General features: G+C 69.8%; 19 protein-coding genes. 11 read left to right on the top strand and 8 right to left on the bottom strand.

From position 1 onward, the window contains the following. Positions 1–23: 23 nt before the first annotated feature. On the bottom strand, positions 24–1685 hold the full coding sequence (locus C3V41_RS00185) for an MFS transporter (protein ID WP_106108593.1): 1662 nt from the start codon (positions 1683–1685) through the stop codon (positions 24–26). Between the two features lie 186 nt (positions 1686–1871). Between C3V41_RS00185 and guaA the strand changes: the two genes are divergently transcribed. The 3 genes from guaA to C3V41_RS00200 all read left to right on the top strand — a co-directional run bounded on the left by guaA (position 1872) and on the right by C3V41_RS00200 (position 4315). Then, complete coding sequence (gene guaA / locus C3V41_RS00190; protein WP_106108594.1) at positions 1872–3464, top strand: glutamine-hydrolyzing GMP synthase; 1593 nt, start codon at positions 1872–1874, stop codon at positions 3462–3464. A gap of 225 nt (positions 3465–3689) precedes the next feature. After that, positions 3690–3917, top strand: coding sequence for a type II toxin-antitoxin system Phd/YefM family antitoxin (locus tag C3V41_RS00195; RefSeq protein ID WP_254423618.1), 228 nt, complete (start codon positions 3690–3692; stop codon positions 3915–3917). Positions 3918–3919: 2 nt separating this feature from the next. Then, complete coding sequence (locus tag C3V41_RS00200; protein WP_106108596.1) at positions 3920–4315, top strand: type II toxin-antitoxin system VapC family toxin; 396 nt, start codon at positions 3920–3922, stop codon at positions 4313–4315. Here the strand turns inward: C3V41_RS00200 and C3V41_RS12705 are convergent. Continuing rightward, a complete protein-coding gene (locus tag C3V41_RS12705; protein WP_129591434.1) occupies positions 4301–4537 on the bottom strand; it encodes a hypothetical protein in 237 nt (78 codons plus the stop codon). The genes C3V41_RS00200 and C3V41_RS12705 overlap by 15 nt on opposite strands. A gap of 200 nt (positions 4538–4737) precedes the next feature. On the opposite strand from C3V41_RS12705, the gene C3V41_RS00205 reads away from it, so the two are divergent. After that, positions 4738–5895: a DUF2974 domain-containing protein gene (locus C3V41_RS00205; RefSeq protein ID WP_129591435.1), complete on the top strand. Its 1158-nt coding sequence runs from the start codon at positions 4738–4740 to the stop codon at positions 5893–5895. 147 nt (positions 5896–6042) lie between these two features. On the opposite strand, the gene C3V41_RS00210 is transcribed toward C3V41_RS00205, so the two are convergent. From C3V41_RS00210 to C3V41_RS00225, 4 genes are all read right to left on the bottom strand, one after another. Beyond that, positions 6043–6564 carry a GNAT family N-acetyltransferase gene (locus C3V41_RS00210; protein ID WP_106108598.1) on the bottom strand — a complete coding sequence of 174 codons (522 nt, stop codon included), beginning with the start codon at positions 6562–6564 and terminating at the stop codon, positions 6043–6045. 184 nt (positions 6565–6748) lie between these two features. After that, positions 6749–7930 (bottom strand): ABC transporter permease, encoded by a 1182-nt coding sequence (locus C3V41_RS00215; RefSeq protein WP_174714733.1) that lies wholly within the window; start codon positions 7928–7930, stop codon positions 6749–6751. Continuing rightward, positions 7917–9059 (bottom strand): ABC transporter permease, encoded by a 1143-nt coding sequence (locus C3V41_RS00220; protein WP_106108599.1) that lies wholly within the window; start codon positions 9057–9059, stop codon positions 7917–7919. Before C3V41_RS00220 ends, C3V41_RS00215 begins: the two co-directional genes overlap by 14 nt. Position 9060: 1 nt before the next feature. Then, positions 9061–10053 carry an ABC transporter ATP-binding protein gene (locus tag C3V41_RS00225; RefSeq protein ID WP_106108600.1) on the bottom strand — a complete coding sequence of 331 codons (993 nt, stop codon included), beginning with the start codon at positions 10051–10053 and terminating at the stop codon, positions 9061–9063. A 355-nt stretch (positions 10054–10408) separates the two neighbouring features. Between C3V41_RS00225 and C3V41_RS00230 the strand changes: the two genes are divergently transcribed. The 6 genes from C3V41_RS00230 (at position 10409) to C3V41_RS00255 (ending at position 15827) form a co-directional block, all read left to right on the top strand. Next, entirely contained in the window at positions 10409–11587 is a 1179-nt protein-coding gene (locus tag C3V41_RS00230; protein ID WP_254423619.1) for a sensor histidine kinase, read from the top strand. Positions 11588–11589: 2 nt separating this feature from the next. Beyond that, a complete protein-coding gene (locus C3V41_RS00235) occupies positions 11590–12231 on the top strand; it encodes a response regulator (protein WP_106108601.1) in 642 nt (213 codons plus the stop codon). Between the two features lie 471 nt (positions 12232–12702). Next, positions 12703–13857, top strand: a complete 1155-nt coding sequence (locus C3V41_RS00240) for an ATP-binding protein (RefSeq protein WP_254423620.1) — start codon at positions 12703–12705, stop codon at positions 13855–13857. A 205-nt stretch (positions 13858–14062) separates the two neighbouring features. Further along, positions 14063–15082: an aldo/keto reductase gene (locus tag C3V41_RS00245; protein ID WP_106108602.1), complete on the top strand. Its 1020-nt coding sequence runs from the start codon at positions 14063–14065 to the stop codon at positions 15080–15082. Between the two features lie 194 nt (positions 15083–15276). Further along, on the top strand, positions 15277–15552 hold the full coding sequence (locus C3V41_RS00250; protein ID WP_106108603.1) for a type II toxin-antitoxin system RelB/DinJ family antitoxin: 276 nt from the start codon (positions 15277–15279) through the stop codon (positions 15550–15552). Continuing rightward, a complete protein-coding gene (locus C3V41_RS00255; protein WP_106108604.1) occupies positions 15552–15827 on the top strand; it encodes a type II toxin-antitoxin system RelE/ParE family toxin in 276 nt (91 codons plus the stop codon). Before C3V41_RS00250 ends, C3V41_RS00255 begins: the two co-directional genes overlap by 1 nt. A gap of 68 nt (positions 15828–15895) precedes the next feature. On the opposite strand, the gene C3V41_RS00265 is transcribed toward C3V41_RS00255, so the two are convergent. Further along, positions 15896–16744 carry an aldo/keto reductase gene (locus C3V41_RS00265; protein ID WP_106108605.1) on the bottom strand — a complete coding sequence of 283 codons (849 nt, stop codon included), beginning with the start codon at positions 16742–16744 and terminating at the stop codon, positions 15896–15898. Positions 16745–16779: 35 nt separating this feature from the next. After that, positions 16780–17109 carry a helix-turn-helix domain-containing protein gene (locus C3V41_RS00270; RefSeq protein WP_246742034.1) on the bottom strand — a complete coding sequence of 110 codons (330 nt, stop codon included), beginning with the start codon at positions 17107–17109 and terminating at the stop codon, positions 16780–16782. Between the two features lie 119 nt (positions 17110–17228). Between C3V41_RS00270 and C3V41_RS00275 the strand changes: the two genes are divergently transcribed. Then, the gene (locus tag C3V41_RS00275; RefSeq protein WP_106110556.1) at positions 17229–18659 is read left to right on the top strand and encodes a DHA2 family efflux MFS transporter permease subunit; all 1431 of its coding nucleotides are present in this window, start codon (positions 17229–17231) and stop codon (positions 18657–18659) included. Positions 18660–18685: the final 26 nt, after the last annotated feature.

Raw genomic sequence — 18685 nt, forward strand, 5'->3', positions numbered from 1 at the left:
GGACGAGGGCAGACCGGGCCCGCTCAGGTGTAGCGCCGGCGCATCTCCACCTCGATCTCCTCCAGGGACTTGCCGCTGGTCTCAGGCATGATCCTGTAGAGCACCATCGCGATCACCAGGTTGAGGACGCCCAGGAGCGTGTAGGTCGCGGCGCCGCCGAGGTTCTCCATCATCCAGGGGAAGGCTGAGGACAGGGCCGCGTTGGCGATCCACATGCAGAAGATGGCGGTGCCGTTCATGGCGCCACGCACGTTGGTGGGGAAGAGCTCGCCCATCATGGTCCACACCACCGTGCCGTTGGAGGACTGCACAATGAGCATGAACACGCCCATGAGCGCCAGGATCGCCCAGGCGGCCCAGGCGGGGGGAGTGGTGGCGGAGGCCATGGCGGGGGCGATCTGGAACCTGAAGATCGCTGCGATGGTGAGCAGGCAGGCACCCACCCCCAGGACGTCGGCGATCAGGATCTGGCGACGGCGGAAGCGCTGGATGATCCATATCCCCGCGAACGCGCCGACGACGCTCATCACGCCGTTGGCGATCTGCGCCGTAATAGAGGCTGAGGCGGACATTCCCGCGTACTCCAGGACCTTGGGGGCGTAGTACATGACCGTGTTGACGCCTGTGGTCTGGTTGACGATCGCCAGGAAGATTCCTACCGCCAGGAGCTTGCGCAGCCAGGGGGTGGCCAGGACGTGGCGCAGTCCCCGGGCCTGCCCCTCCTGGGTCTGGGCGGCGCGGTGGGAGGCCACCATCTGGGCGAGCTCCTCGGCGACGGGCCCGTCCATGGCCTCGTTGCGCACACGCTTGAGGGAGCCGACGGCCTCCTCCAGGCGGGAGTGGGACAGGTACCAGCGGGAGGTCTCCGGCATGCGGCGGATACCGATCCACAGGGCGAGCGCCGGGATCGTGCACAGGACGAGCATCCAGCGCCAGGCCGAGCCGTTGCCCCCCGAGACGGTGAGCTGCTCCAGGAAGGCGTGGTAGTCCGCGGGGCTCAGGCTGCCCCCCTTGGAGGCCTGGAGGGCGGAGACGGTGTCGAAGGAGTAGGTGCCCGGGGCCAGGCGGCCTGAGGGGTCGGCCGTCACGGTGAGCTCGGGGCCGCCGCTGAGGCGGGAGACGACGGCGTTCATGGTGAAGGCCACGAGCTGGCCGGTGACGATCATGAACTGGTCCACCGCCATGATCGAGCCGCGGATGCGCTTGGGGGCGGTCTCGGCGAGGTAGACGGGCACGGTGGCGCTGGCCCCGCCTACCGCGAACCCCAGGACGAAGCGTGCCAGGTACATGACGGCCAGGTTCGGTGCCGCGGTGGTCCCCAGGGCCCCCGCCACGAAGAGGACGGCCAGGAGCAGGAGGTTGTGCCGGCGCCCCCAGCGGTCGGACATACGGGCCCCCAGGAGCGCCCCGAAGGCCGCCCCCACCAGGAGGAACCCGGCGATCCGCCCCTCCTGGGCGGAGGTCAGTGCCAGCCCGGCCGCCCCGTGGGGCATGTACATGTAGGGCAGGGCCCCGGAGATGACGCCGGTGTCGTAGCCGAAGAGGAAGGAGCCCAGGGTGGCGACGGCGGTGATGGCCAGGACCTTGACCCTCCTGCCGGAGGCGGGGACACGGTCGGCGACCTCGCGCAGCTGGGTGTCGGTGAGGTCGGCCGGGTCGGAGGCCGTCGGGGTGGTTGAGCTCATGGGGGGCCTTTCACGTGGGACCGGGGTAGATCGATCCAGGACGTGGGGAAGTGTAGTGGAGACCCGGGCTGGGGCCCGCCGGCCGGGCAGCCTCATAACCCCCGTTCTCGCGACGAACAAGTACCGTTCTCGCGGCCAATAAGTACCGTTCTCGCGACGGTGGCGACGGCGGCTATCCTGGCCCATGTGACGACCACCCCTGACAGCCCCACCGGCCAGGCCCCCCGGCCCGTCCTCGTGGTGGACTTCGGCGCCCAGTACGCCCAGCTCATTGCCCGCCGCGTGCGCGAGGCCCGCGTCTACTCCGAGATCGTGCCCCACACCATGCCTGTGGCGGACATGCTGGCCAGGCACCCCGCCGCCATTATCCTGTCCGGCGGCCCCTCGTCGGTCTACGCCGACGGCGCCCCCGGCGTGGACCCGGCCCTGTTCGACGCCGGGGTGCCGGTCCTGGGCATCTGCTACGGCTTCCAGGCCATGGCGCAGGCCCTGGGCGGGACCGTGGGGCGCACCGGGACGCGCGAGTACGGGCACACCCCGGCCACCGTCCGGACCGGGAGCTGCCTGTTTGACGCCACCCCCGCCGACCAGGTCGTGTGGATGAGCCACGGTGACGCTGTCCAGGCCGCCCCGGCTGGCTTCACCGTGACCGCCTCGACCTCCCAGACCCCGGTGGCCGCCTTCGAGGACCGCTCCCGTCGTCTCTTCGGCCTCCAGTGGCACCCGGAGGTCCTCCACTCCGAGCACGGCCAGGCCGCCCTGGTCAACTTCCTGCGCCGGGGCGCCGGCATCCCCGGCACCTGGACCCCGGACAGCATTATCGACACCCAGGTGGCCCGCATCCGCGAGCAGGTGGGGCAGGACCACGTCATCTGCGGCCTGAGCGGGGGGGTGGACTCCTCCGTGGCCGCCGCCCTGGTCCACCGGGCCGTCGGCGACCAGCTCACCTGCATCTTCGTGGACCACGGCCTGCTGCGCGCCGGGGAGCGTGAGCAGGTGGAGCACGACTACGCCGAGGGCATGGGTATCCGCGTCATCACCGTGGACGAGACCGAGCGGTTCCTGGCTGCCCTGGAGGGCGTCACCGAGCCCGAGGCCAAGCGCAAGATCATTGGCCGGGAGTTCATCCGCTCCTTCGAGGCCGCCCAGCGCCGGGTCGTTGAGGAGGCTTCGGCCGCCGGCGGGAGGATCCGCTTCCTGGTCCAGGGCACGCTCTACCCCGACGTCGTGGAGTCCGGGGGAGGCGAGGGCGCCGCCAACATTAAGAGCCACCACAATGTGGGGGGCCTGCCCGAGGACCTGGACTTTGAGCTCATTGAGCCGCTGCGCACCCTGTTCAAGGACGAGGTGCGTGCTATTGGCCGTGAGCTGGGGGTGCCCGAGAAGATCGTGGCCCGCCAGCCCTTCCCCGGACCCGGCCTGGGGATCCGGGTCATTGGCGAGGTGACGGCGCAGAACCTGCGCGTGCTGCGGGCCGCGGACGCCATTGTGCGTGAGGAGCTCACGGCCGCCGGGCTCGACGACGAGATCTGGCAGTGCCCGGTGGTGCTGCTGGCCGGGGTGCGGAGCGTGGGCGTGCAGGGCGACGGGCGCACCTACGGCCACCCCGTCGTGCTGCGGCCGGTGAGCAGCGAGGACGCCATGACGGCGGACTGGACGCGCCTGCCCTACGACGTGCTGGCCCGTATCTCCACACGCATTACCAACTCCGTGCCCGAGGTCAACCGGGTGGTGCTGGACTGCACCTCCAAGCCCCCGGGCACCATTGAGTGGGAGTGAGGGCCCTCGTAAAACCAGGTTAAACATTAAGCGAGGACGTGCTCCGTCACCGCGCCCCAGAATCGCGAGGGCCCCGTAAAACCGGGCTCAGCGTCCAGGAGGTGCGACGCCGGAGCCGTTCGTACGTGGCGCGCAGCGGCGATCGCGCTCAACCTTCGAGCCGGGTTCGAGACCGGTCCTGCTGGTCTTGACCCCCTCGAGCTCGGCTGGGACCATGGAGCCGTGATGAAGCGGTACAACGTGGCTGAGGCCAAGGCGCACCTCTCCGACCTCCTGGCAAGGGTGGAGAGGGGCGAAGAGGTCATGATCGTGCGTGCGGGCAGGTCCGTTGCTCGGCTCGTCGCCGTGGAGGAGCCGAACCGCAGGGTGTTTCCCGCCTACCCGGAGTACGATATCCCCGACGAGATCCTTGATGCTCCGTTGCCCGAGGGCGAACTCGCTCTGTGGGAGTAGCGGTGGACGTTCTTCTCGACACCAACGTGGTTGCGCGGCTCCTGGGGACCGCGGGCCGCAGGATCCGTCCCTCTGCGCTCGATGTTCTTTCTCAGCCGCGCCACCGTCTCTGGGTCTCCAGCGTCAGTGCTTACGAACTTATTAACAAGGTACGTCTAGGAAAATGGCCGCAGGCGGAGATGATCGCCTTGGGCTGGATGGACCGGCTATCTGATATTGATGCTCAGCCTCTGGCCCTGGACATGCAGGACATGATCGCAGCCGCCTCCCTGATGTGGGAGCACCGAGACCCCTTTGACCGGATGCTGGTAGCGCAGGCGAGGCGTCGGGGCTGGGTGCTGGCGAGTACGGACCACGTCTTCAAGGAGCTTCCGGGCGTGCAGCTAATTGTGTGCTGAGCAGGTCGAATCTGTGGCGACCAAGACCGTCGTCGGCCAGGACCCGGATGCGGACATCGGCGCGCGGAGATGCTTAGCAGTCGTGCTCGCGACCTTGGATGGTGACTTGCACAGCAGGCCGCCGTCGGCGCGTATCACGACGAGCCCGCCGCCGAGCGTCTCGAAGGTGAGACGGCTGGCACTCTGCTCGTAGAAGCGCGGAACGGCGGCGGTGGCGAGCACCCACTTGATGGTGTAGGTTCTCAGCGAGTTCCTCGTTGTCCCACCCATGGGAGCCGCGCGGCCACAGCAGGAGCTCTCATTCTGGTGGGGCGGCCGGCCCCGTGGACCGACGGCGTCTTTTGCCAGTCCCGCGCAGCCCTGGCGCCCTTGTGACGACCACGGTCCTGAGAGGGGACGGTCCTGATCGGAGGGGCAGTACAGTGAGCCGTACACGGAACATGCTCGACTACGTGCGTACCGAGCTCGACACCTTTGACGGGCGCGGTTTCTGTACCGTTGACAGCCTCGTCCTGTCCTGGCTGGCCTACACCCGCCTCCCGGCCGACGACCCCGCCCTGGCCCCGGCCCTCGGGTGGGAGGGGGTACGCCTGGCCGACCTGTACCGTGCCGAGTACTTTGCCACCTATTACGCCGGCATGTGGGGCGAGGAGCCGGGCCTGGACCTGCTCGCCGCCGTGGCCGCCAGCCCCCGGTTCCGGGACGTACGGGTCATGGGCTACGTGGACGCCACCGACCCCCAGGCCGAGAAGCAGTTCGCGGCCATGACCTTCCGGCTCACCGAGGACCTGTCCTACGTCGCCTTCCGGGGCACGGACGCCTCCCTCGTGGGCTGGAAGGAAGACTTCAACCTCGCCTACCGCTGCCCCGTGCCCTCCCAGGTCGAGGCGGCTCACTACCTCGCCGACGCCGCCGCCCGGGTCGGTGGCGACCTGCTGGTCGGCGGCCACTCCAAGGGCGGCAACCTCGCCGTCTACGCGGCGGCGACGGCTCCGCGTGACGCCAGCGGCCGCGTGACGCGGATCTTCTCCCACGACGGGCCCGGCTTCCTCGCGGAGTTCCTCGCCACGGAGGACTACCGCCGGGTGGAGGGCCGGGTCGAGAAGACGCTTCCCCAGTCCTCGGTGGTCGGGATGCTGCTGGAGCAGCAGGAGGGGTACCGGGTGGTGCGCAGCAACCGTGCCATGATCTGGCAGCACGACCCCTTCTCCTGGGTGGTGGAGGGCTGCGACCTGGTGACCCTCGACGGCCTGACGGCGGACGCCCGCTACCTCAACCGCACCGTAAGCGCCTGGCTGGGCAGCCGCACGGTTGAGGAACGTGAGCGTTTTATCGACACCCTCTACTCGGTGATCGACCTCGGGGACGTGTCGACGACCCACGAGCTGCGGGCGGACTGGCGTCGCAGCATCCACGTGCGGGCCCGCGCCTTCGCGGAGCTCGACGCCGAGACGCGCTCCTTCGTCACCCAGACCCTGACGGCACTGGTGTCCCTGGGGGTGCGGGTCGTCCCGGACCTGCTCGTCGAGGACCTTCAACGGGTGCGCTCAGGCACCTCGGCGGCGGCTCTGGGGGCCTGAGGGCGCGCGACGCCGTCATTCAGGGCAGGGTCCTGGGCCACGAAGGACGTTTTCGCCGGTACCTCCCCGGCAGAAGGGTCCGAAGAATCCGATGGCGTCATTCTCGGCAACGTAACGAGAGACGTGTTGGTTCCGAAACGGGCGGCGTCAGACGCCGGTTCGGGCGACGTGCTTCATCTCGACGAAGTCGTATTCGCCGCCATTGGTCGCTTGCGTGAAGTGGCGCACGACGTGGAACCCGCTGCCCTCGTACACCTTGATTGCTCGCTGGTTGAATGACGCGACCGAGAGGCGGATCTCCGTGTCCGGGTACTCCTGTTGGATCCAATCCAGATTGCGCCTCATGAAGTCGCGCCCCAGGCCGCGGCCAGTAAGGTCTGGACGCAGCCCCAGCCCGATCTCCACAAAACCGCCCTCGTCTACGACGCCACCGGAAAGAAATCCGATCAGCTGTCCTTGCCGCCGCACCTGGAGAGAGAACTCCGGCCACAGCGCGGGGGTGATAAACTCTTGGTAGTCGTCCGGGTCCGCTGTCATGTCGTAGAAATCGTAGGGCGGCGGATACTTCCACCCGTCCGCGATCTCCCTGGCGGTCGACTCGTCCATCGGCAGGTACACGAGCTCGTTATCGGCCTGATCGGGTGGCGCAAGACGCGACTGGTGGTTCATCGTTTTCTCCGGTGTGGGCGAAGGGGAATGGGGGCTTCTGCCGGCATGCTCTACGGCAGGGGGCAGGCTCGCACCGGACCCTCATAGTCCCCGCTGACACGCCCTTGTCCCGGGGCCGGGCCGGCTACCCAGGTGGTAGCCGGGCCAGCTACCTGGGTAGCCGGCCCGGCCCCGGGACATATTCTCACAGTGACGAACGCGCCCGGGTGCGTCCCACCGCCAGCCCCACGCTGAAGATGGCCACGGCGAACAGGGCGCACACCCCGCAGTTGGTCAGCAGCGGCAGCACGGTGTCGGCGGAGACGGATCTCACCTCGGAGGCGCCGGTCATCGCCCTGTTGGCCCAGTACGTGGGGGTGAACCGGGCGACAGTGACCAGGGCGGCGGGCATGAGGTCGGTCGAGATCCACGCCCCACCCAGGAAGGACATGGCCAGGCCCCCGATATTGGCGATGACGTTCGCCGCGTTCTCCTTCAGCCCCAGCTGGCCCAGGAGGAAGCCCAGCGAGACCGGCACCAGCGTGTAGGCGCCCAGCGCGGCCGCGACCACCCCCAGCAGCGGGGCCGCGGAGACCAGGTACCCCCGGCCGAAGACCGCCACCCCCAGGCAGAGGATCCAGGCCCACCCCGCCAGGCCCACCACCAGGCAGGACCCCATGAGCCCCCGGCCGCGCTCCCAGCCGCTGACGGGTGCGGCGGACAGTCGTGAGCGCACGGCCCGGCGCCCCAGCGACGTCATGAGCGTGGAGACGGCCACAATGGCGAAGGCCGTGAGCGGGTAGAGGGAGAACTGGGCGTACACCAGGAGGCTGCGTGGCAGGGGCGTGGCCTCCTGGGGTACCAGCTCGGCGGACGCGGTGTGCTCCATGGCGGCGTCGGCCAGGGCGACGGCCCGGGCGGGGTCGTCGGTGACGGCCCCCAGGTAGGTGCGCACCTGCTCCAGGTAGGAGGTGGTGCGCACGTCCATGAGCGAGCCGGCCGCTGACTCGTAGTTGACGACGGTCTCCAGCGCCGGCGGCTTGCCGCCCTGGCGGGCGGAGGCCTGGAGGGACTGCCCGTAGCCGGCGGGGATAATGAGGATGTAGGAGATGCGGTTCTGGGCGGTGGCGTCCTGCAGCGCCTGCCGGGAGTCCTTTAGGGGCCGGGCCTCACCGACGGACCCCAGGTAGCGGGTCACGCCCCGGGAGACCTCCGAGCCGTCACGGTCGACCACCGCCACGGTGGCGTGCGTGTCGACCACCTCGTCGGCCGTGTCCGTGACGGACAGCCCCATGAGCAGGCCGAACATGGACAGCGTCAGCAGGTACACCAGGATAATGACCCGGTGCGCCGCCACGATCCGCAGTGACGTCCTAAAGGTGCTCATGGCTCATCCTCCTCATACGGACCAGGGCCAGGCCCAGGAACAGGCAGGTCATGCCCACCATCACGGCGCAGTTGCGGGCGAAGGGGGCGAGGCTGTCGTAGTAGAGCAGCCCGTAGAAGCTGTGGGCGGACTGCCACAGCGGGTTGGCCTGCGCCAGCAGGGGGACGTTGTACTCGACGGCGTCGGCCAGCTTCTGGGCCCCGGACCCGTACAGGCCGGTGAACAGGGACAGCAGGCAGGAGATACCGGAGATAATGCCCGTGTTCATCTGCCGGGAGGTCCCCAGCAGCGCCCCGGCCGCGCAGGACAGGAGGCTGGAGACCCCGATGGCCACCAGGCACAGCAGCGTGTGGGGCCCGAAGTCCACGCCGACCACCAGCCGTATGAAGGCGAAGGCGACGAGCAGGCAGATCAGGACGCAGACCCACGCGGCGGCCAGCGTGCCGACCAGGATCCTCCACCGGGGCAGGCTCGCCAGGGTCAGGCGCGTCCCCAGGTGGGAGGAGGTGGCCGTGACCCCCTGGACCGCGGTCATGGCCACGGCGGTGCCCATGCCGCAGGCGAAGGCCAGCAGCGAGAAGTAGTAGCGGACCTGCGGATTGACGGTCGACGAGGTCACCTGCGCCCGCTGGGTGAGGACGCTGCCGGTGCCCGGCGGCCCGGCCTGCGCCCCGGCCGCGGCCAGGACCTCGTACTCGGCCCGGGTCTGGGTGTAGGAGTCCAGGACCGCGCGCAGCACCCTGACCGTGTTCCCCTTACTGCCGGTGTTGGCCTCCTGGGTCACGTGCAGGACGGGGCTGCCGTCCTCCACGTCGAGGTAGCCGACGGTGTCCCCCTTCCGGGCGGCCTCCTGGGCCTGGTCCGCGGTGGCGTAGGGGGTGGGGCTGAGCAGGTGGCGCTCGCCCTCCTGGGAGACCGTCCTGATCGTGGCGTCCAGGCCGGGGGCGGCGTGGTAGGCGTCGTCCTGCACCACGCCCAGGTTCAGGGGTGTGGCCTGGAAGGACTCGTCCAGGTTGGAGAACATGGCCATAAAGAGACACGACAGGATGACGGGGAAGGCCACGACCCACAGCAGCAGGATCTTGTCGTGCAGGAGCCGGAGCACCTGGTAGGTGAAGACGGAGAGCATGTCAGGCCGCCTCGTCGCGCAGGGCCCGCCCGGTGATCTCCAGGAAGACGTCGTTGAGCGTGGGGGGCTCGGAGGTGATCCGCCCGAAGGTGATCCCGGCCCGGGTCAGCATCCCCAGCACGTCGGAGAGGTTGTGCGCCCCCGGTGAGCACTCGACCACCAGCTCGGGGGCCTGGTAGGAGGCGGTGCGCACGTGCTCCAGGCGGCGCACGTGCTCCAGGACCTCCCTGTCCAGCACGTCGGGGGCGATGACCTCGGCCCGGATGCGCTCACCGACGCCGATCATCTGCTTGAGCTCGTCGGCCGTGCCGGAGGCGACCCGCCGTCCGGCGTCCATAATGACGATCTGGTGGCACAGCTGCTCGACCTCCTCCATGTAGTGGCTGGTGTAGATAATGGTGGCGCCCTGCTCGTTAAGGCGCTTAATGCCCTCCAGGATCGCGTTGCGGCTCTGGGGGTCCACGGCGACCGTGGGCTCGTCGAGGATAATGAGCTCGGGGGCGTGGGCGATGCCGCAGGCGATATTGAGCCGGCGCAGCAGGCCGCCGGAGAGCTTGCCCGGCTTGAAGCCCGTGAACTTCTCCAGCTCGACGAAGGCGATCGCCTTCTTCACCAGGCGGCGTCGCCGGGCGCGGTCACGCACGTACAGGGCGCAGAAGGCGTCCACGTTCTGGGCCACGGTGAGCTCGTCGAAGACGGCCACGTCCTGTGGCACGACGCCGATCCGGCGCTTGAGGTCGTAGGAGGTCGCCGTCATGCGCTCCCCGAAGACGCTGATCTCGCCCCGGTCGTAGGTCAGCAGCTGGAGCAGGCAGTTGATGGTCGTCGTCTTGCCCGAGCCGTTGGGGCCCAGCAGGCCCAGCACCTCCCCCCGGGCGATCCGCAGGGACAGGCCGTCGACCGCGACCAGCTCCCCGTAGCGCTTGACCAGGGAGTCCACCACCACCGCGTCGTCGGGTGCCGAGTCCCGGTCGGGTGCCGTCTCACCGTCCATACCAGCTCCTTACACTGCTCGTCGTGCGCCCGCGTGCCTGGGGCTCGCCCTCATGGTCCGCTGGCGTGGTGGGCCGCGGAAGTGCCTGGTGTCATAACGTACGGGGCCGGGGCATGACTTCTGTCATGGGTGTCCGGGCACGCCCGCCGCCGGGCTGGTCCCGGCAAGGTGCGGCGGGCTCCGGGGGTGTGCGGCGGGATCGACTCGGCAAGGTGCGGCGGGCCTGGTGCCGGTACGCGGCCCGGGGTGCCAGCCGGCAGGCCGGCGTGCTGACACCGGCGGCCTCCCGGGCCTGGGGCGGTGCGCCCCCGCGTGTGGGCTGTGCCCGTGACCGGGGACGGACCATAATCTCCGCGTGAAGGTTCTGACGGACAAGGGCGTGGTCCTGACAGGCTGTCTCCTGGTGACAGTGCTCCGGGGGCCGGTGGACATGGTGGCCGTGACCTGGCTGCTCCTGGCCGTCATCGCCGCCGGGACGTGCGCGGTGGTGGGGCGGCGGTCGGCGGTCGTCGTCCCCGCCTCCTACCTGCTGCTGGGCGGTCTCACCTCGGCGTCGGTGGCCGGGGCGCCCCTGGCCTTCTACGACCTGGTGCGCGCGGTGCCGGGCTCCCGGCCCGCCCGCCTCCTGGCCCCGGTCTGCGGCGCCGCGCTCCTGGTGGCGGGGCGGCGGGCGGGGCCCCGGTCGTTCTCCCTCGTCGCCGTGGTCGTGGTGGCCCTGTCCGCCACCCTGGCCCTGCGCACCGTCCAGGAGGAGAGGGCGCGTGCCAGCCTGCACGCGGTCAGGGACGACCTGCAGATGAGGATCCTGGCCCTCCAGGCCGTCAACGACCGCCTCCTGGCGACCCAGGACCACGAGGTGCGTGCCGCCGTCCTGGGTGAGCGCACCCGGATCGCCCGCGACATCCACGACGGCGTCGGGCACGTCCTGACCCGCCTCCTGCTCATGGTCAAGGCCCTCCAGGTCACCCACCGGGACGAGGAGGGCCTCGTGGCCGACCTGGCGGGGCTGGACTCCTCGCTGGGCGAGGCGCTGGACTCCATGCGCCGTAGCGTCCACGCGCTGTCGGACGAGGGCGAGGACCTGCCTACCACCCTCAGCGTGCTGGCCTCCCGCTGCGGTATCAGCCAGGTCGGGGTCGACTGCGCCCTGGAGCAGACGCCCCCGGCTGCGGTCAGCCGCTGCGTGGTGGCCGTGGTACGTGAGGCGCTGACCAACGCCGCGCGGCACGGGAAGGCGACCTCGGCACACGTCAAGGTGGTCGACTACCCCGCGTTCTGGCAGGTCACGGTCGATAACGACGGTATCCTGCCGCGGGACGAGGTGCTCGGGACCGCCGGTCCGAACGGCGGCGTGGTACGGGGGAGCAGGGACCTGGGGCCTGGCGCCACGGCCCGCCTCGCCACAGGGGCCGGGTTCCCGCGCACCGGTATGGGGCTGCACTCCATGGCCGAGCGGGTCGAGGCCCTGGGTGGGACGCTGCGGGTCACCCTGCGTCCGCGGTTCACGGTCTTCGTCATGATCCCGAAGGAGTGAGCATGAAGGTCCTTATTGTCGACGACGACACCTTTGTGGCCCAGTCGCTGGCCACTATCCTGTCGGTGGAGCCCGACGTGGAGGTCGTGGGCCTGGGCGCCTCCGGCCCCGAGGCGGTGGAGGGGTACCGCCGGCTGCGCCCCGACGTCCTGCTCCTGGACGTCCAGATGCCCGGCGGCGACGGACTGGGCGCGGCCGAGACGATCCTCAACGAGGACCGGGAGGCGCGCATCGTCTTCCTGACCACCTTCGCCGACGACGAGTACATTGTCCGGGCACTGAGGATGGGGGCGCGCGGCTACCTCATGAAGCAGGACGTGGCCCGTATCGCCCCGGCGCTGCGCTCGGTCATGGCCGGCGTGTGCGTGCTGGAGGGGGACGTGCTCGAGCGCAGCGCGGCCATGGGCCTGGGGAGGCGTCCCGACCGGCTACCCAGGAGCCCTGTCTTCTCCCCGCTGACCGAGCGCGAGTACCAGGTGGTCGAGGCCGTGGCCCAGGGGCTGGACAACGCGGAGGTGGCGGACCGGCTCTTTATGAGCGCAGGGACGGTGCGCAACCACGTCAGCTCTATCCTGGCCAAGCTGGGGCTGCGCAACCGCACCCAGGTGGCGGTGCTGTACTACCGCTCCGCGCAGTCCGGCTGACTGGCTCTGCGCCCGGTGTCCATGAGCGCGAACATTGTAGGGTACCAGCCATTTCCCATCCGACTGCGTCCCGCGCCTGCTCTCAGGCTCGCCGAGGCCGCGGCGGAGGCGGTGGCGGTGCGGCGGGCCCCGCTCCTGGCCAGATGTCGCGGGCGCCGCGCTCGCCTACCACCCGCTGCGGGAGGGTGGGTGCGGCGCTCGGGCGACGCCACATGGCGGGTTGGGACGACGCCATATGACCGGTTACAATGACGCCACATGCCAGGTTGACATGGTGCGGCAAGGGCGTAGGGGAGGGAACCGTGGAGCAGGAGGGCTATCTGCCGAGAGTCGTGGATCGGCTTGTTGACGACATCCTCGGTTACTCGGGGGGCGTCCAATCGCCTGACACTGATCAATACCGAAATTCTCGACATCCTCGGTTACTCGGGGGGCGTCCTCATCGAGGGCGTCCGCGCCTGCGGCAAGACCATGACCGGACGTCGACACGCCTCCTCCGAGATCGTGCTGGACTCCGGGCTGCCGCAGCTGCGGGCCGCCCTGGACGTCGATCCCTCGCTCCTCCTGGCCGGCGACGTGCCGCGTCTTCTTGACGAGTGGCAGATCGAGCCCTCACTGTGGAACCTCGTGCGCAGGGAGATCGACTCCCGTCGCCACCCGGGACAGTTCATCCTCACGGGATCGTCCGTCCCCGCCGAGAACGCCGCGCGGCACTCCGGAGCGCACCGGATCTCACGGATCCGAATGCGGCCCATGACCCTGTTCGAGCGCGGTCGCGGGGACGGCAGCGTCTCCTTGACGAGTTTGTTCAATGGCGAGGCGCCGGCGCCGGCGCTTAACTCCGGCGCCGGTGTACGCGAGGCCCTGGACGACCTGGTGCACGGAGGATGGCCGGGGGACCTCGATCTGACGACGCCTCAGGCGCAGCGCCGCCTGCGCGACTACGTCGAGGACATTGTCAGTATCGACGTCGGTCGCCTGGACGGCGAACCGCGGCGGGATCCTGTGCGCCTGCGCGCCCTCATGCGCTCCCTCGCCCGGCATGTCGCGACAGAGGCGTCTTTCCGCACCATCGCCAGGGACGCCTCCGGGCAGTCCCTGAGCGCGGAGACCGCCATCGCCTACGTGGGCGCCCTCAGACGCCTCTTCGTCGTCGAGGAGCAGCCGGCCTGGGCGCCGCACCTGCGGTCCCGTTACGCGGTGCGCACGTCGTCGAAGCTGCACTTCGTCGACCCTGCGCTCGCCGCGGCGGTGACGGCGACGTCCTCGGAGCGCCTCCTACAGGACCTGGAGACCGCCGGGCTCTGGTTTAAGTCCCAGGCGGTGCAGCACCTGCGGATCTTCTCCGAGATGTGCGGCGGACGCCTCTACCACTACCGGGACAAGGCGGGGAAGGAGGCGGACGCCATTGTGGAGCTGGACGACGGGCGCTGGGCCGCCTTCGAGGTCAAGCTGGGGCAGCGCCAGATCCCGGCGGCGCAGACCTCGCTCGCTGCCTTCGTGGCCGATATCGACACTGCACGGACCCCTCCTCCGGCACTCACCGCCGTCATTACCGCCGACGGACCCGTGATGACGCTCCCCGACGGCGTCGTCACCTTCCCGCTCAAGGCGCTGGGGCCGTGAGCGGGCCGGGGACGGCCGCCTGGGCCCAGGTCGTGCGCGGGCCGGAAAAGGCTCAGGGCGCGGGCCCGGCCGGGTGGGGCGCCTCCTTACAGCGAAAGGGAGCCGCTGAAGCTGGGCGCCGGCGTCGGACCGCACCTCGGGCGGCCTCCAGGGTGGCTCTGGCAGGGCCTGGCCGGGGGCGGCGCCGGGCACCCATACTGGCGCCATGCAGTACACGACACTCGGCACCACAGGCATTACGATCCCGCGGCTGTGCATTGGAGGCATGAGCTTCGGCCAGGTCTTCCCGGACTTCCACCAGTGGGTCATTGACCAGCCCTCCACCCAGGCCGTCATCGCCCGCGCGCTCGAGCTCGGTGTCACCTTTATCGACACCGCCAACGTCTACGCCCACGGCACCAGCGAGGAGTACATCGGGCAGTCCCTGAAGAACCTCGGCGTCGCGCGCCAGGACGTGGTGCTGGCCTCCAAGGTCTACTTCAATGAGGGACACCTGAGCGCCGAGGCCATTGAGCGGGAGATCACGGGCACGCTCCGGCGCCTGGGCACCGACTACCTCGACCTGTACATTATCCACCGCTTCGACTACTCCACCCCCGTGGAGGAGACCATGGAGGCCCTGGACCGCCTCGTGCGCGACGGCCGCGTACGGGCCCTGGGCGCCTCCGCCATGTACGCCTACCAGCTGCACAACCTGCAAGTGGCGGCGGACGCCCACGGCTGGACCCGCTTCGCCAGCATGCAGAACCACTACAACCTCCTCTACCGCGAGGACGAGCGGGAGATGATCCCCGTGGTCGAGCAGTACGGCATGTCCCTGACCCCCTACAGCCCGCTCGCCTCCGGGCACCTGACCCGCCCCACCTGGGACTCGCCGTCCGTGCGCTCGACGACGGACGGCACCATGCGCGCCAAGTACGACCGCGACCGCGAGATCGACATGCCCGTCATCGAGCGCGTCGCCGAGGTCGCCGCCAGGCACGAGGTGCCCATGGCCGACGTCGCGCTGGCCTGGCACTGGGCCAAGGGCGTGGCCGCCCCCATTGTCGGCTGCTCGCGGCCGAGCCGCGTCGACGACGCCGTGCGCGCCCTGGATCTGACCCTCACCGCCGAGGAGGTCGCCTACCTGGAGGAGCCCTACGTGCCCCACGAGCTCGTCGGCCCGCTCGCCCGCCCCGGGGAGAAGGCCCTCGCCGGGACGGCGGTGCGCACGACGCGCCGCTAGGGGCCGCCGGGGCGCCGCTAGGGGCCGGCGGTGCGCCGCTTCACCTCCCAGGACCTGGTCCAGGGCCGCTGACGTCCTGGTGAGGTGGCGTCCCGGGTCCGGGTGGTGCCGGGCCCCACGAGTCCGTACCACATCGTGTTACACCATGATACGATGAGCATGCTGATGCAGTGAGGTGTGGGGCGGGAGACCTGATGGCGACTAAGACCCTCAATGTCAAGATCGACGACGACGACAAGCGTCTATTTGTTGAGCTCACTCATCAGATGGGGACGACCCCGTCACATGCGGTGCGCATGTTCGTGCGCGCGTTCAATGAGTTCAAGGGCTTCCCCTTCGACACGTCCCGTCCATACGTCATGAGTGCCGAGGCCCGGCAGGCCTACGACGAGATTGACGCAGAGATCTCCGCGGGCACCGCCAGGCGCTACGGGAGCGTTGCAGACTTGCGTAATGACCTGGACCTGTAGTGCTCGACATCGTCATCTCGAGTAAGTGCAGGAAGGACCTCAAGCGGGCTAGAAGACGCGGCCTCGACATGGATGCCTTCTTCGCAGTGGTTGAGATGCTTCGACGTCGCGAGACGCTACCTGCTCGTTATCGAGATCATGCGCTCACGGCCGACCGGGCTGGACTGAGGGACTGCCACATCCGGCCCGACTGGGTGCTGATCTACCAGATCAGGGAGACGGAGCTGGTCCTGGTCCTGGTGGAGACTGGAAGTCACGCCGACTTGGGCCTGTGATCGCGCCGGGGCCCGGCGCGATCGGCCGCGCGGGTCAGGCGGGGCCAAATAGCTGGGGTGGCTGCACCTCACGCCTGCCGGGAGTAGTCCATGACGGTGGTGACGAAGGCTGGCGGCTCGTCGGGCACCTGGTAGTAGGGCCTCTGCGGCAGGGCGTTGACGGCGGCCATCTCCTCCTCGGTCAGCGTGAAGTCGAAGATGTCGAGGTTGTCCGCCATGTGCTGCGGGTTGAGCGTCTTGGGGAAGGTGACATTGCCCTCCTGGAGGTGCCAGCGCAGCACGACCTGGGCGGCGGTCTTGCCGTACCTGGCGGCGGGCCCGGTCAGGGCGGGCTCGGCCAGGAGCGTCCTGTCCCCGTGGCCGAGCGGGTACCAGGCCTCGAAGACGACGCCGGTGTCCGCCAGAGCGGCCTTGAGGGTGTGCTGGTTCCAGTACGGGTGGGCCTCGACCTGGAGGACGGCCGGGACGATCCGGGCGACGTCGAGGATCTCGTGGACCTTCGCGGCGGAGAAGTTCGACAGGCCGATGGAGCGGACCTTGCCCGCCTCGACCGCCTCCTCCATGGCCCTCCAGGCGGAGACGTACTCACCGTAGGGCTGGTGGAGGAGCAGCAGGTCGACGTAGTCCGTGCCCAGGCGCTCCAGGGTGGCGTCAATGTCCTTGCCGCACTGGGCGTAGGGGTAGCTCTGTGGGAAGAGCTTGGAGGTGATGAAGAGGTCCTCGCGCGCGACCGGGCTGCTGGCAACGACCCGGCCGACGGCGACCTCGTTGAAGTAGGCGTTGGCGGTGTCAATGTGCCTGTAGCCAGCGGCGATCGCCTCGGGCAGGTGCGCGGCGACCTCGGCCGACGTCATCTGGAAGACGCCGTAGCCCAGGACCGGGATCGTGTGGCCGTCGTTCATGGTGAGGGACTGCATCCGGGGCTCCTTTGGTGTGCGCGCTGTCTGACGTATCAGTCTTCACCGCGTAGCGACTGTTGTAAAACGCCGGGCTCGGTCGGGGCGGGCCCGGCGTCCGTGGCGGTGCCGTCCGCCCCGGACGATGGCGCCGGACCCTGCGGCCCGGCGTCGTCGGGCGCCGTCAGCAGCGCGTCGACGCTCGTCCCCAGCAGCGCCGCCAGGCGGGGCAGCGTGGCCACGTCCGGGTAGTTGATGTCGTTCTCCCACTTGCTGACCGCCTGCGGGGTCACCCCCATGCGCTGGGCGAGCCGTTCCTGGGTCATCCCCCGCGCCAGCCGCAGCCGTGCGATATTGCGTCCCACCGAGTTCATCTGCTGGTTCATCTGCGTCTCCTTGCTGTCCGTGCCGTCTGCCGGCCGCCGTCGGGCGGCGTGCCGGACTCGGGGACGCGGTAGGGCGGGAACGCCGGGCACCGACGGTGCCGGTGGAGGACAATGGCGCCGTGCCCACCTTTGAACGCAGGCTCGACGCCCGCCTCGTTATCGCCGTCGTCGCCGTCGGCATCACCTCCTTCGCCGGGGTCGTGGTCGAGACCGCCATGAACATCGCCTTCCCGGCCCTCATGAAGGAGTTCGGCGTCTCCACCTCCACCGTCCAGTGGGTCACCACCGGCTACCTCCTGGTCCTGGCGGCGATTATGCCGGTCTCCTCCTTCCTCCACCGGCGCCTGCGCACCAGGACCCTGTTCGCCCTGGCCATGGCGGCCTTCCTGGCTGGCACGGTCATGTGCGCCGCCGCCCCGCACTTCTCCCTGCTCGTCCTCGGCCGCCTCGTCCAGGGCGTGGGCACCGGCATAGCCCTGCCGCTCATGTTCAACATGGTCCTGGAGCAGGTGCCCCTGGAGCACCTGGGCACCATGATGGGCGTGGCCACCCTCATTACCGCCGTCGCCCCCGCCGTCGGGCCCTCCTTCGGCGGCTACCTCATTGGCGCCCTCGGCTGGAGGTCGGTGTTTATCGTCCTGCTGCCCTTCCTGGTCATCGCCGCCGTCCTGGGCCTGCTGACCATCCGGCAGGCCACCCGGCCCCGGTCCGACGCCGTCTTCAGCCCCCTGCAGTTCCTGGTCATGGCCGCCGGCTTCACCGCCCTGGTGCTGGCCACGAACGCCGCCGGGCAGACGGGGTGGACCAGCCCCCGGGTCCTGGGGCTGCTCGCCCTGGCGCTCGTCCTCGTCGCCGCCTTCTGCGTCCTGTCGTCCCGCTCCGAGCGCCCGCTCATCCGCATCCGGATCTTCGCCGACCGCACCTACACCCTCAGCGTGGTCTACGTCGTCCTCATCCAGGCGGTCGTGCTCGCCCTGGGCTACCTCATCCCCTACTACGCCCAGGTCAGCGCCTCCATGGGCTCCTTCGCCGCCGGGTGCCTCCTGCTGCCCGGCTGCGTCCTGGGCGCGTGCCTGACCCCCCTGGGCGGCCGTGTCCTGGACCGGCTGGGCCCGGCCCGCCCCATCCTGACCGGTGCCGTCTGCGGCGTGCTCGCCATGGCCCTGTTCGCCGCCGTCGGCGTGGACGTCCCCGCCCCCTGGCTCGCCCTCGTCTACGTCATTATGCCGCTGTGCCAGGGGCTGTCGGTGTCCAACTCCATGACCAACGGCCTACGCTCCCTGCCCGACCACCTCCAGGCCGACGGCAACGCCGCCTTCAACACCATCCAGCAGCTCGGCGGCGCCGTCGGCACGGCCGTGGCCACCGCCGTGGTCAACGCCGCCCAGAGCGCGGACCCTGACGACCTGGCCGCCGCCACCCGCAGCGGTACGCACACGGGGTTCGTCGTGCTCCTCGTCCTGGCCGTCCTCGCCCTGGCCGCCGCGGCCAGTGTCTTCGTCAGCCCCGTCGCCGACCGTCGTACTGCGCGCGGGGCCCGCCACGGTTAGAGTGCCTCGGGTCTGCTCCGCGGAGA

Origin of the sequence: Actinomyces sp. oral taxon 897 (assembly GCF_002999235.1) — a bacterium.
Lineage (GTDB): Bacteria > Actinomycetota > Actinomycetes > Actinomycetales > Actinomycetaceae > Actinomyces.